The following is a 12,571-nucleotide window of genomic DNA, read 5'->3' as shown; positions in this document are numbered from 1 at the left end:
TGGGGCTACTGTTGCTGGGGGTGGGCTTGTTGGGGTAACTGAACGTAACTTCCCACACCTGGGCGTTTAGTTTGGCAGGGGTACCTTGCGACCCGGGAGTGACCCGGAGCGGCCGGAGGGCCCCGGGCCTCTCCGGCGACCGGCTGCGATCAGAGACCGGCGGCCAGGTTGGTCACCGGCTGGGTGCTCTGGCCGGTGACACCCTCGACGGTGCCGACCGCGGTGTTGACCGCGCCGGAGACCGGAACGACGCCGTCGACCAGGCCGGTGGCGGTGCCGACGGCGTCCAGGGCGAGGCCACCGGAGACGTTGTCCAGCTCGGCGTCGGAGATCTCGACGGTGTCGACCTGGGGGGTGGAGTTCATGGGGAACTTCCCTTCTATGGATGGTCATGAGGGGGAGAGCGGCCCCCTCTGGGGACGGCCGCGGCCATGGGCTGCGGGCGCCCGTCTCCGGGAGCCCCGCAGGACCTGCGCGGTGCGTCGGATCAAAGCACGCACGCGGCTCGTCCTTCCAATCAATCTCCGTCCCCACCTGGGCACTTGGGGACGGGAGGGGTTTGTGCGGTGCAGGTGCGGGCACGGCTTGTCGGTGACTCCTTCACATGCCGTGCGGCATCGGTGCACGGGAACGCTTGCCGCCGTCGCGTGGATTCCGGCACTTTGCGCCAAAGGTGCGGGAGGGGGGCGCGCGATTGTGCAGATGCGCCGGTTCCCGTGACCCGCTTGGGCAACCGATGTGCAGATTCCGGAACCAGAGATTCCGCCGACCGTCCGGAACGGACGGTGATCGACAGGAGACCGAGCGTGTCGGCCGGATCGGCCCAAAAGCGCGTACACCGTGCTCGCCAGGGCCGGGTGTGTGCCCGGGGCCGCGCACGTGCCCGGCCCGGGTCCTCGTCGGTCGGCGTGACGTCCGCGCCTGCCATCCGCGGTGTCGGCGACGGCCGTCAGCGCCTGACGGTCCGCTGCCCTCCCGGGGCAGCCGTGTCGACCAGGGCGGACGCGGTACGGCACGGTCCTCGCCCACCGTCTCGACCGACAGCCCGAGATCGAGCACGCATCGAGCACGCATCGAGCACCCATCGGGCAGCCATCGGGCAGTCCGGGCGTGAAGTCGGCGGAGCGGAACTCGTCCGCTTCGGCGGTGGCCGTCGTCCGATGGGGGATTGGTCCCGGGCCCGCCCGGCGACCCGCGCGGCGTGGCCGATTCGCCTCTGCGTACGGCGAGTTGGCCCGCGCGATTGAACGCGCCGCACGATCCGTCCGTACATAGGGCCAACCAGGCGCCCCCCGATCCACTGCCCGACAGCGGCAGAGACCCCGTCCCCAGGAGGTCGAGAAGTTTGAGTCACAAGCGAATTCCGAAGCGCAAGGCCGCGATTGCGGTGGGCGGTGTCGCGGCGCTCGGAGCGGCGGCCCTTCTGCTGCCGAACGCCAACGCATCCCAGGACGACGCGGCGGCCGGTCCGGCCCCCCGGACCCTGAAGGCGGCCGACGCCTCGGACCTCGCCGCGCAGTTGCGCGGTCTGCTCGGCGACGCCTTCGCCGGCGCCTACTACGACAGCGGCAGCGGGCAGCTCGTCGTCAACGTGGTCAACGGCGACAACAACGTGATCATCCAGGCGAAGAAGGCCGGCGCGGCCGTCCGCGAGGTCGACAACAGCACCGCCGAACTGGAGTCCGCCGCACGGACTTTGCGGACCGATGCGACCATCCCCGGCACCTCCTGGGCCGTCGACCCGCGGACCAACCGGATCCTGGTGACCGCCGACAGCACGGTGACCGGCGCCAAGTGGGACAGGCTGGAGTCGACCGTCCAGGGCCTCGGTTCCGGCATGGCCACCATCAAGAAGTCCGCGGGCACCTTCAAGACCTTCGTCTCGGGCGGTGACGCCATCTTCTCCCAGGTGCAGGGCGGCGCCGTCCGCTGTTCCCTCGGCTTCAACGTCACCGCGTCCGACGGCAGTCCGGCCTTCCTGACGGCGGGTCACTGCGGGGCCGCCGCCGAGAACTGGTCCGACTCCGAGACCGGTCAGCCGATCGCCACCGTGGACCAGGCGACCTTCCCCGGCGAGGGCGACTTCTCGCTGGTCACCTACGATGACGCCACCACGCAGGCGCCCAGCGACGTCAACGTCGGCGGCGGTCAGTCGGTGCAGATCGCCCAGGCCGCCGACGCCACCGTCGGCCAAGCGGTGCTCCGGATGGGTTCGACGACCGGTCTGCACGACGGCACGGTCACCGGGCTGGATGCGACCGTGAACTTCCAGAGCGAGACCGACCCGGCCGGCGTGGACACCGTCACCGGCCTGGTCCAGACGGACGTATGCGCCGAACCCGGCGACAGCGGCGGGCCGTTGTTCACCCAGGACGGCAGTGCGATCGGCCTCACCTCCGGTGGCAGCGGCGACTGCACCAGCGGCGGCGAGACGTTCTTCCAGCCGGTGACCACCGCCCTCCAGGCGACCGGCGCGACACTCGGCGCCGGCGGCGCGGGTGACCAGAACGGCGGCGCGGGTGACCAGAACGCCGGTGGCGCGGGTGACCAGAACGGTGGTGGCGCGGGTGACCAGAACGCCGGCGGTGCCGGTGACCAGAACGGCGGCGGCGAGCAGGCGGGCGGCGACGGGGTGGGCGGGGCTGCCGACCCGTCCGCGTCCGCGGGCGACCCGCCCGGCGCGGGTGACTCGATAGGCGGCGGTCAGGCAGGCGCGGGCGACCAGTCCGGCACCGGCGACCAGTCGGGCACCGGCGACCAGTCGGGCACCAGTGACCAGTCGGGCACCAGTGACCAGTCCGGCACCGGGGCGCAGTCCGGGGCGTCCCGCTCCAGGATCCACTGATCGGCCTCACCCGCGGTTCCGGCCGACGGTGGACGGCCCGGCCCTCCGGTGGGAGGGCCGGGCCGCGTCGCGCGCCTGCCGTGGCTCAGCCGTCCCGCCGCGCCCGCAGCAGCAGCACCGCCACGTCGTCCACCCGCTCGTGCGCCGCCACACTGTGCCGTACGACCTCGTCGGCCAGGTACTCCAACGGCTGGTCGCCCGTAATGGCGAGCAGTTCCCCCAGGTCGGCCAGGGCGTCCTCGATGTCGATGCCGGGCGACTCGATCAGGCCGTCGGTGTAGAGGGCCAGCAGCGAACCGGGTGTCAGCCCGATCTCCGTGGTCGGATACGTCGCCGCCGTGTCGATGCCCAACAGCGGACCACCGGCCAGGTCCAGGACCCGCACCCGGCCGTCCGGCCGTCTCAGCAGCGGCGGCGGATGCCCCGCCCGCGCCATCACGGCCCGCCCGCGTGCCGGGTCGAGCCGCAGATACAGACAGCTCGCGAACAGCTCGGCCCCCAGGTCGATGAGCAGCCGGTTGGTGCTGCTCATGACCTGCGCGGGCGACTGGCCCCCGGTGGTGAACGCCCGTACCCCGGTACGGATCTGCCCCATCAGTCCGGCCGCGGTCACGTTGTGTCCCTGGACGTCCCCGATCACCGCCGCCGCGTACGGCCGGGTCGGCACCAGGTCGTAGAAGTCGCCGCCGATCTCCATGCCCTGCGTGGCCGGCAGATAGCGGGCGGCGGCCTCGATGCCGGGCAGCCGGACCAGCGAGTGCGGCAGCAGGGCCGCCTGCAGCCCGTGCGCCAGCTGGTTCTTGGCGTCGTAGAGCCGGGCCCGCTCCAGGGCCTGCGCGATCAGCCCGCCCAGGCTGGTCAGCACGGCCCGCTCGTCCGCGGGGAAGACATGTGGCTGCGCGTAGGCGAGCACACAGGTGCCCACCGGCCGCCCGGACGCGATCAGCGGTAGATAGGCCCAGGCGGCGAAGCCGTCCGGGGTCTCGTGCCGACTCCGATACAGGTGCTCCAGCTGCTGCCGTGATTCGAAGAAGGCCGGCACCCCGCTGCGCAGGACGTGTGTGCCGGGGGTGCGTTCCGTCAGTGACACGCCGTCGAACCGCTCGACGATGTGCGGGTCCGGGTATCCGCGGTGCCCCAGCACATGCAGCCGCCCGGCCTGTTCCCCGAGGAGGACGAGGGCCTGACTGCCCACGGCCGGGCAGATCTCGTCCGCGACGAGCTGCACCACGTCCTGCACACCCACCGCTTCGGTCAGCGCGCCCGCGAGGCTCAGCATCTGCGAAATGGTGACCAGCCGGGACGGGCTCTCGTTGCGCGGCGCGTGCCGCGCCATCTCCGCCACCGCGCGGGCCCTGCCGATGCGCACGCTCAGCCCGGTCGTGCTCGGGTACAGCCGGAAGGACAGCCAGTCTCCCGGCGGGCGCAGCGCCACGAACGACGTGATGTGCTGGCTGATCAGCGCCGCCCGGTAGCGGTCCTCGTAGCCGGGATCGTTGAGCCAGGCCACCGAGGCCCACAGCTGGGTGCCGAGCAGATCCTCGGCGGCGACGCCGAGCAGTTCGGCCGCCGCGGAGTTGGCGAAGCCCACCCGGCCGTGCAGATCCAACGACACGAGCCCGTAAGGCAGTCGGGCCACCATCCGCGCCGCCTCGACGGTCGCCGGTGTGCCCGCCACGTCCGGCACCGGCGCCGCCAGCACGTCGGGTTCGGGGGGTGTGGGGCGGTTCTCCCGCGCGATCTGCTCCAGCCGCGCCGCGAGTCGGCCGCAGGACCGCGTCAGATCTTCCCGCTCCCGGTCCGACAGGTCCGGCGGATGTGCCGCCGGCCAGGTCACATACACCGCGCCGTAGGTGGCGTCGGCCGTGGCGAGGGGCAGTGCGGCCAGGGCGAAGGAGTAGGGGAGGACCACGGAGATCCACGGGTAGCGGCGCGCCATGTCCTCCTCGCCGCCCACCCAGACCAGCCGACCGTCGCGGACCGCATCGGCCACCGGGATCGGCGCGCTCAGCCCGACCCGCTCCCACGGTGCCGCGAACGCCCGGGGCAGCCCCGCCTTCACCGCCATCTCCAGCACCGGCTCGTCCGGGGCCAGCAGGTAGACCGCGCCGGAATGGGCCTCGACGTCCTCCATCATCGCGGCCAGCGCGAGCGACAGCAGCGGCCGGCCGGACCCTGCGTCGGACGCGGCCTGCGGGGGCGTCCGCCCGTCGGACACGGCGACCACCTCCTTGCGCGGCGCGCCGCGCATCCCACGGGTCAAGGCTGCATCGTGGTGGCGTCCGGCGCATGGCGAACGCCGCCCCGCGGGGGCATGCCACAACACCGGACCGCCGGACCGGTTGAACCGCCGGGTACCACTTTTCCCCGCCCCTATGCCCCCGACCGCCCCGCCCGGAGGACGCCGCCTTCGGCACCTTGACGTTCCCGGTCCGGATGCCGGTCCGGATGCCGGTCCGGATGCCGGGCCCGGCGACCGGGTGCGTGTGGCATCACGGAACGGTCGTAGGGGCTGCGCGGGCGCCTCATTAGCGCTGTAATGGCGGACGTGGTCAGTGAGGGCGCTGCGGTACGCAGAACGAGGACGGAGCGTGCCGAAGCCGCCCTCGAAGCGCTCGCCGCCGATCCCCGGACCGCCGATCCCCGGACCGCCGATCCCCGGACCGCCGACCGGCCCCGCCGCGTCCTGGAACAGGCCCTCGTCCTCGCCGGCGCGGCCTTCGCCGGCCTGTACACCCTCGGTGACGACGGCACCCTGCTCTGCCTCACCGAGTCGGCGGGACTGCCGCGCACGCTGTACGGACTGCGCGACGGCTATCCCGTCCCCGGCCGCTCCCCGGCCGCCGAGGCCCATCGCACCGGGCACCCGCGGTGGCTCGGCCCCGACGAGCTGGCCGGCTCGCCCGAGGCACGCCGCACCCCGTCCCCGGACTTCTGCGTGGCCGCCCTCCCGGTGCACGGCGACGGCGTGCTGCTCGCCGCCACCGAGAGCCCCGGCGGCTTCGACGCCGAGGACCGTGCCTGCCTCGCCCTGATCGCCGACGCGATCGCCCGGCCCGCCCCGGCCTGCCCCGAGGACACCGGCGAGCTACCCGCCGATGCCTTCAGCCTGGCCATGGACACCGGCCGGGTCGAGGTCGGCGAGCGGATCCTGGAGCTGTTCCGCATCGGCCTGGGCACGTTCGACGGCAAGGTCGAGACGCTGCTCGGGCTGACCGTGCCCGAGGACCTGCCCGCGCTGATGTCCGTCGTCGAGGCCGACCATATGTCCCTCGGCGAACGCGAGTTGGAGTTCCGTATCCTGCAGCCCTCCGGCCCGCCGAGGTGGCTGCGGCTGCGCGGTCGGCTGCTGCCCGGCGGCGACGGCCGGCCGGCCCGGCTCGTCGGCACCGTCGCGGACGTCTCCACGCTCCGCCCCGACGTCACCGACGTGGCCCGGGTGCAGCGCCTGGCGGCGTCCCTCGCCACCGCGGGCACCGTCAAGGACGTCGGCCAGGCCGTCGTGGCCGCCCTGCGCAAACCGCTCCAGGCCGATCGGATCGCCCTTGCCGAGCTGGAGAACGACCGGCTCGTGGTCACCCTCCTCGACCCGCCCGAACCGGAGGCATGGCCCGAGCTGTGGCGCACCGAGTGGCGCACCGAGTGGCCCGACGCCCCGGTGCGCTCCATGCCCACCCTGGCCGCGGCCCTGCGCGAGGGCCGCGCTCAGATCTGGCCCGCGGGCAGCGCCCTGGAACCCGCCCTCGCCGAGGTCGGGCCCGGCGGCCTGGCCGTGCTGCCGCTGCCCGCCGGCGGCCGGATGGCCGGCGCCTGCCTCATCGGCTGGGACCGCCCGCACGACGTCGGCCCCGACGAGCGCGCCCTGCTCACCGCCTCCGCGGGCCTGGCCGGCCAGGCCCTGCTGCGCGCCCACGCCTTCGACGCCGAGCACGAGCTGGTCGGCATGTTGCAGCGCACCCTGCTGCCGCGCCGACTGCCCCGGCTGCCCGGCGCGGTCGCCGTCGCCCGCTATCTGCCCACCACCGCCGGCCTGGAGGTCGGCGGCGACTGGTACGACGTGATCCCGCTGCCCGACAACCACGTCGCCCTCGTCATCGGCGACGTCCAGGGCCACAACGCGGGCGCCGCCACCCTCATGGGCCAGATGCGCACCGCGCTGCGCGCCTACGCGGCCGAGGGCCACCCGCCCGACGTGGTCGTCTCGCACGCCAACCGGCTCCTGATGGAGATGGAGACGGACCTCTTCGCCACCTGCTGCTATGTCGACGTCGACATGGAGGAGGGCTCGGCCTGGTGCGTGCGGGCCGGTCATCTGCCGCCCGTGCTGCGTCACCCGGACGGCGGCACAGAGGTGGTGGAGGCGGCGGGCGGACCCCCGCTCGGCGTGGTGACCCGGGCCGACTTCCCGATGACCCCGCTCGGGTTACGGCCCGGCACCCTGCTCGCGTTGACCACCGACGGTTTGGTGGAGTCCGCCGAGGAGGACATCGACGCGGGACTGGACCGGCTCGCCCGCGAGCTGGCCGCCGCCGACCCCGCCGACCTGGGCCAGGTCGCCGACGCGCTGCTCGGCGGCGCCCACCGCGGCGACGACGTGGCGCTGCTGCTCATGCGCTACGACGGCATGGCCGTACGCCCGCGACGCGAGAGCTGGACCGTGTGGCGGGTGCCCGAGGCCGTGCGGCACGCCCGCCGCTTCACCCGGCGCACCCTGCGCTCCTGGGGGCTGCCCGCCCACACCTGGGACGCCGTGCTCCTCGTCGTCTCCGAACTGGTCACCAACGCCCTCGTGCACACCGACGGCCAGGTGCGCCTCGACCTCACGCTGATCAACCACCGGTTCCGCGTCGCCGTCGCCGACGCCTCGCCCCGTACCCCCGTCAAACCCACCAGCCTCGGCTGGGAGGCCACCGGTGGCCGCGGCATCCTGCTCGTGGAGGCCATGTCGGCGGTGTGGGGGACGGTACCGGCGGGCGGCGGCAAACAGGTGTGGGCCGAGTTGCTGCTCGGCGGCTGACCGCCACACGGGTACCGGTGCGGGCCCCGCCCGCAGGTCGCGGGGGCGCGGTGCACGAGCCGTGCCTAGGGTCCATGCCGTGTCGCACACCTTCGAAGAGCTCGTCGCCAAGCAGCGCGCGGCCGACGCCGCCCACGCCCAGGTACAGGAACTGCGGGACACCTACGGCCCCCCGGCCGAGGCCCAGTTGACCGCCACTCAGGCGGACACCTACGAGACCGCCGTGCGGGCCTGGCGGGACCTGGCCCGGGACCTGCAGACCGCGCTGAGCGAGTACGCCCGCGACGAGGGGCGGTCGCTGACCGACATCGAGGCCGAGGTGCAGCGGGAGGCGGCCGAACCGGAGGCGGATTAGCACCGTCGCCCCGGTGGTGCGCGCGCGTTGCCGAATGTCGACCCGGTCTTCGGCGGGGGCGGCGACCGCCCGTCACCGAGGACCGGCCAGGGGCAGGGGGTGGTCAGCCGTGGGTCTTGGCCAGGAGCTGAAGGATCTCCTGCGTCGTGCCCGTCTCACCGAGCCGCGGGAAGATCCGCTCGACGCTGTTCGTGTGCGCCTCGGGCGTGATGTCGGCGACGGCGTCCTTGGCGACCGTGACGTGGTAGCCGTGCTCGTACGCGGCGCGGGCGGTGGACTCGACGCCGATGCTGGTGGCGATGCCGGTCAGCACGATCTGGGTGACGCCCCGGCGGCGCAGCTGGAGGTCGAGGTCGGTGCCGTGGAATGCGCCCCAGTTGTGCTTGGTGACGTGGAGGTCGCCCGGGTGGCCGGACAGCTCGTCGACGATCGTGTCCCAGCCCTCGGGGTAGGCGCGGCCGGACTCCTGGTGCTCGGTGCGGCCGGGGACCCGGTCCGCCCAGTCCGGGGCGAAGGAGACCCGGACCAGGACCACGGGCAGGTCCCGGTCCCGGAAGGCGTCGGCCAGCTGTGCCGAGCGGGCCACCACCTCGGGGCCGGTGTACGGCCGTGTGGGCGCGGCGGCGATGCCGCGCTGGAGGTCGATCACGACGAGGGCGGTGCGGGGGTCGAGGGCGGTGAGTGCCATCGGTGAGTCCTTTCGGGGCGCGCTCGGGACGTGCTCGGGGTGTGGCGCGTGGGGTGTTCCGGGTGATCCTCGGCGTCACTGCCGCGACAGCCGCTCCAGGAGGGTCAGGGCCTCAAGGACCGTGCCGCGTTCGTCCTCGGTGAACCGGTCCTGGAAGGCCCGGGCCAGCCACTCCTCGCGTGCCTGCCGGTTGCCCGCGACGCGGGCCCGGCCCGCGTCGGTGAGGGTGACCAGATGCCGGCGGCCGTCGTCGGGGTCGGGGGCGCGGCGGATCAGACCGTGCTGGTCGAGCCCGGCGAGGGTGGCCGCCATCGACTGCGGCCGCACGCCCTCCGCGGACGCCAGGGCGCTGGCGGTGGCCGCGCCGTGCTTGCCCACCAGAGTGAGCGCGGACTCCTGGGAGGGGGTGAGGTCGGCGTCCTGCGCGACCTCCCGGATGCGGCGCCGCAGTCGGCTGAACACCACGCGCAGGTCGCGCGCGGCCCGGGCGGCGGAGTCGGAGATGTCGGCCATGACGAGCACCCTAGATAGTTCAGCCGAAACTGTCCAGTTCCAGCTGTTCAGTTACGGCTGTTCAACTCGAACTGTTCAGGTCTAACTGTTTAGATCGAATTGCTCAAGTTCGCTGATGGATTGACTGGCGTGACATCACCGGCGGGCCCCCGCGAGGCCCGCCGTCCGGCCCGCCGGGGCGCGCCGCCCTACGCTGCCCCTGTGCGCCTGCTCCTGATGTCCGACACTCACCTGCCCCGGCGGGCCGCCCGGCTGCCGGAGCCGCTGCTCGCCGAACTCCCGCACGCCGACGTGGTGTTCCACGCCGGCGACTGGGTCGACACCGCCACCCTGGACCTGCTGGAGGGCCACAGCCGCCGGCTGGTCGCGGTGTACGGCAACAACGACGGACCCGAGCTGCGCGCCCGCCTCCCCGAAGTGGCCCATGCCGAACTCGGCGGCCTGCGCTTCGGCGTCGTCCACGAGACCGGGCCCGCCGCAAACCGCGAGGCGCGCTGCGCAGCCCGCTTCCCCGACCTGGACGTCCTGGTCTTCGGTCACAGCCACATCCCCTGGGACAGCACGGCCCCGACCGGCCTGCGCCTGCTCAACCCCGGCTCGCCCACCGACCGCCGCCGTCAGCCCCACTGCACGTACCTCACGGCGACCCTCGCCGATGCCGCACTCACGGACGTGACGCTCCACCGGCTGCCCCGACGGTAACGCTCCGCTGGGAGAGCCGCTATGTGTCGTCGGTCCGCTGCGGCGCCGTTGTGGCTGGGCGCGCAGTTCCCCGCGCCCTTTGGGGCGCTCTCGTGCGGGGGGTCAGCGGTGGTGCCGGGAGCGCAGGCATCGGCGCACCCCCGCGTACACCAGCAGCAGTACGCCCAGCGCCGCCGCCGCGCCCGCCGCCCGTTTGGCCACGGGCAGACCGGCCGCTCGGACCAGATCCAGCGGTTCCGGTTCTGCCGGGGTCGGCGGTTCCGGCTGCTCGCCGGGTGCCTGCGGGCGCTCGCCGAGCCGCTCGGCCAGGCACTGCGCGAACTGCCCCACGAGCCGGTCGCCGACCTCAGCGAGCACCCCCCGACCGAACTGCGCCGGCCGCCCGGTCACCGTCAGATCGGTGTCCACCGACACCGCCGTGCCGCCGTCCCGCCCGCTCAGCGTGCCGGTGACGGTGGCCCTGGCCGTCCCCTGCCCCCGGGTCTCCCGGCCGCTCGCCACGAGCACCATCCGGTGCGCCGTGCCGTCCTTCTCCTCGAAGACAGCGGTGCCCCGGTAGGTCACGGTGACCGGGCCCACCTTGACCTTCACCGCGCCGGTCACCGTCGTGCCGTCGTACTCCTGCACCGTCGCACCCGGCAGGCACGGCGCGATGCGCTCGATGTCGAGGAGCGCGCGCCAGGCGTCGTCGACCGGGACGGGGACGGTGAACTCGTGGTGCAGCTCCATGACTTCCTCCTCGCACTCAGCAGGCGCGCGCCGGGTGGATGGCCCCGGCGGTCGTGGTGAGGGGCACGCCGCTGCCGCCCCACCGCAGCGCGACGATCTCGGCGGCGACGGACACGGCGACCTCCTCGGGCGTACGGGCCCCGAGGTCCAGCCCGAGCGGCGAACGCAGCCGGGCCAGTTCGTCCGCGGTGACCCCCGCCTCGGCCAGCCGCTTCCTGCGCTCGTCATGGGTACGGCGGCTGCCCATCGCCCCGATGTAGGCGGCCGGCCGGCGCAGCGCCTCCTCCAGCAGCGGCACATCGAACTTCGGATCGTGGGTGAGGACGCAGATCACCGTCCGCTCGTCGGTGTCGGTGCCGCTCAGATAACGGTGCGGCCAGTCCACGACGACCTCCACGGCCGCCGGGAACCGCTTGGGCGTGGCGAAGACCGGGCGGGCGTCGCACACGGTGACCCGGTAGCCGAGGAAGTCGCCGATCCGGGCCACCGCCGCCGCGTAGTCGATCGCGCCGAACACCAGCATCCGGGGCGGCGGCGCGAACGAGTGGAGGAACACGGTGACCGCGTCCTCGCGGCGCTCCCCGTGCGGTCCGTAGTGCCTCGACCCGGTGGCGCCGAGGGCCAGTTCACCGCGCGCGTCCGCGGTGACCGCCGCGTCCAGGCCGGCCGCGCCGAGCGTGCCGGCCACCGCGCCCGGCCACACCGCCAGCGTGGCGCCGCGCGGCGCGGGCCCGTCGACCACCGTGGCCACCGTCACGGGTTCGCCGCGCGCGACTGACGCGCTGACCGCGCCGAAGACGGGATCGGCCGCCGGTGTCACGGGCCGCACCAGCAGGGTGATCTCGCCGCCGCAGGTGAGACCGACCGCGAACGCGTCCTCGTCGCTGTAGCCGAAGGTCGCCAGCCGGGCCTCGCCGCTCGCCACGACCTCCTGCGCGAGGTCGAAGACCGCGCCCTCCACACAGCCGCCGGACACGCTGCCCACGACCTCGTCGTCGGGCCCGACCGCCATGGCCGCGCCGGGCCCGCGCGGCGCGCTGCGACTGACCGCCACGACCGTGGCGAGCCCGAACGGGACCCCGGCCGCGTACCAGCGTTCCAGCGCCGGAAGAATCTCACGCACGCTCCGCTCCTCTCCGTCCGGCGGCCCCCGCCGGATCGAGTGCCGCCGCCCCGCGCACCACGGCCGCCAGCCGCTCCAGCGCAGCCAGACTGTGCCCCTCGACGAACGCGTCCACACTCGGCAGGGCCGCCGCCATCCCCCCGGCCAGCGGCGCGTAACCGGGGCGCGCCTTGCGGGGGTTGGCCCAGACCACCCGGTGCGCCAGCGCGTGCAGCCGACGCATCTGCGTCCCGAGCAGTTCGGGATCGCCGCGCTCCCAGCCGTCCGAGAGCAGCACCACGACCGCGCCGCGCGCCATGCCGCGCTGCCCCCAGCGGTCGAGGAACTCGCGCAGCAGCTCGCCGAGCCGGGTGCCGCCGCGCCAGTCGGGCACGGCCGCCGCGAGGGCCGCCATCGCCAGGTCGGGGTCGCGGTGGGCGAGCTCGCGGGTCACCCGGGTCAGCCGGGTGCCGATCGTGAACACCTCCGTCGGCGCCCGCCGGGCCGCCGCGTGCGCGAACCGCAGCAGCGCGTCGGCGTACGGCGCCATCGAACCGCTCACGTCGACCAGCAGCACCACCCGGCGCGGTCGGCGCACCCGCGCCTGCCGCCGCAGCAAC

General features: G+C 74.0%; 11 protein-coding genes. 4 read left to right on the top strand and 7 right to left on the bottom strand.

The window, feature by feature from the left end; translation table 11 throughout:
- Window positions 1–149: 149 nt before the first annotated feature.
- On the bottom strand, window positions 150–365 hold the full coding sequence (locus ACWEKM_RS43735) for a type A2 lantipeptide (RefSeq protein WP_451626879.1): 216 nt from the start codon (window positions 363–365) through the stop codon (window positions 150–152).
- A gap of 980 nt (window positions 366–1,345) precedes the next feature.
- On the opposite strand from ACWEKM_RS43735, the gene ACWEKM_RS43730 reads away from it, so the two are divergent.
- Window positions 1,346–2,845, top strand: a complete 1,500-nt coding sequence (locus tag ACWEKM_RS43730) for a S1 family peptidase (protein WP_451626878.1) — start codon at window positions 1,346–1,348, stop codon at window positions 2,843–2,845.
- An 85-nt stretch (window positions 2,846–2,930) separates the two neighbouring features.
- Here ACWEKM_RS43730 and ACWEKM_RS43725 read toward each other — a convergent pair whose 3' ends face one another.
- Window positions 2,931–5,096: a SpoIIE family protein phosphatase gene (locus tag ACWEKM_RS43725; RefSeq protein ID WP_451626880.1), complete on the bottom strand. Its 2,166-nt coding sequence runs from the start codon at window positions 5,094–5,096 to the stop codon at window positions 2,931–2,933.
- A 288-nt stretch (window positions 5,097–5,384) separates the two neighbouring features.
- Here ACWEKM_RS43725 and ACWEKM_RS43720 point away from each other — a divergent pair, with 288 nt between their 5' ends.
- Window positions 5,385–7,862 (top strand): SpoIIE family protein phosphatase, encoded by a 2,478-nt coding sequence (locus tag ACWEKM_RS43720; RefSeq protein WP_451626877.1) that lies wholly within the window; start codon window positions 5,385–5,387, stop codon window positions 7,860–7,862.
- A gap of 79 nt (window positions 7,863–7,941) precedes the next feature.
- Window positions 7,942–8,217 (top strand): hypothetical protein, encoded by a 276-nt coding sequence (locus tag ACWEKM_RS43715; protein WP_451626876.1) that lies wholly within the window; start codon window positions 7,942–7,944, stop codon window positions 8,215–8,217.
- 103 nt (window positions 8,218–8,320) lie between these two features.
- Here the strand turns inward: ACWEKM_RS43715 and ACWEKM_RS43710 are convergent, their stop codons facing one another.
- Both ACWEKM_RS43710 and ACWEKM_RS43705 read right to left on the bottom strand, forming a co-directional pair.
- A complete protein-coding gene (locus ACWEKM_RS43710) occupies window positions 8,321–8,905 on the bottom strand; it encodes a hydrolase (RefSeq protein ID WP_451626875.1) in 585 nt (194 codons plus the stop codon).
- Window positions 8,906–8,980: 75 nt separating this feature from the next.
- The gene (locus ACWEKM_RS43705) at window positions 8,981–9,418 is read right to left on the bottom strand and encodes a MarR family winged helix-turn-helix transcriptional regulator (RefSeq protein WP_451626874.1); all 438 of its coding nucleotides are present in this window, start codon (window positions 9,416–9,418) and stop codon (window positions 8,981–8,983) included.
- A 201-nt stretch (window positions 9,419–9,619) separates the two neighbouring features.
- On the opposite strand from ACWEKM_RS43705, the gene ACWEKM_RS43700 reads away from it, so the two are divergent.
- Window positions 9,620–10,120: a metallophosphoesterase family protein gene (locus tag ACWEKM_RS43700; protein ID WP_451626873.1), complete on the top strand. Its 501-nt coding sequence runs from the start codon at window positions 9,620–9,622 to the stop codon at window positions 10,118–10,120.
- Window positions 10,121–10,222: 102 nt separating this feature from the next.
- Here ACWEKM_RS43700 and ACWEKM_RS43695 read toward each other — a convergent pair whose 3' ends face one another.
- From ACWEKM_RS43695 to ACWEKM_RS43685, 3 genes are all read right to left on the bottom strand, one after another.
- Complete coding sequence (locus tag ACWEKM_RS43695; protein WP_451626872.1) at window positions 10,223–10,849, bottom strand: SRPBCC family protein; 627 nt, start codon at window positions 10,847–10,849, stop codon at window positions 10,223–10,225.
- 16 nt (window positions 10,850–10,865) lie between these two features.
- Window positions 10,866–11,972: an XdhC family protein gene (locus ACWEKM_RS43690; RefSeq protein WP_451626871.1), complete on the bottom strand. Its 1,107-nt coding sequence runs from the start codon at window positions 11,970–11,972 to the stop codon at window positions 10,866–10,868.
- Window positions 11,965–12,571: VWA domain-containing protein (locus ACWEKM_RS43685; protein ID WP_451626870.1), on the bottom strand; the 607-nt coding region annotated here is incomplete at its 5' end. The genes ACWEKM_RS43690 and ACWEKM_RS43685, both read right to left, overlap by 8 nt.

The sequence above is a fragment of the Streptomyces sp. NPDC004752 genome, from assembly GCF_053601275.1.
Note: the sequence above shows the minus strand (reverse complement) of the source record. Positions and strands in the feature narration are given on the sequence as shown.

Bases quoted from the DNA above. Each gene is read 5' to 3' on its own strand.
- ACWEKM_RS43735 (WP_451626879.1), bottom strand. From the start codon at position 365: ATGAACTCCACCCCCCAGGTCGACACCGTCGAGATCTCCGACGCCGAG.
- ACWEKM_RS43725 (WP_451626880.1), bottom strand. From the start codon at position 5,096: ATGCGCGGCGCGCCGCGCAAGGAGGTGGTCGCCGTGTCCGACGGGCGG.
- ACWEKM_RS43720 (WP_451626877.1), top strand. From the start codon at position 5,385: ATGGCGGACGTGGTCAGTGAGGGCGCTGCGGTACGCAGAACGAGGACG.
- ACWEKM_RS43710 (WP_451626875.1), bottom strand. From the start codon at position 8,905: ATGGCACTCACCGCCCTCGACCCCCGCACCGCCCTCGTCGTGATCGAC.
- ACWEKM_RS43705 (WP_451626874.1), bottom strand. From the start codon at position 9,418: ATGGCCGACATCTCCGACTCCGCCGCCCGGGCCGCGCGCGACCTGCGC.
- ACWEKM_RS43695 (WP_451626872.1), bottom strand. From the start codon at position 10,849: ATGGAGCTGCACCACGAGTTCACCGTCCCCGTCCCGGTCGACGACGCC.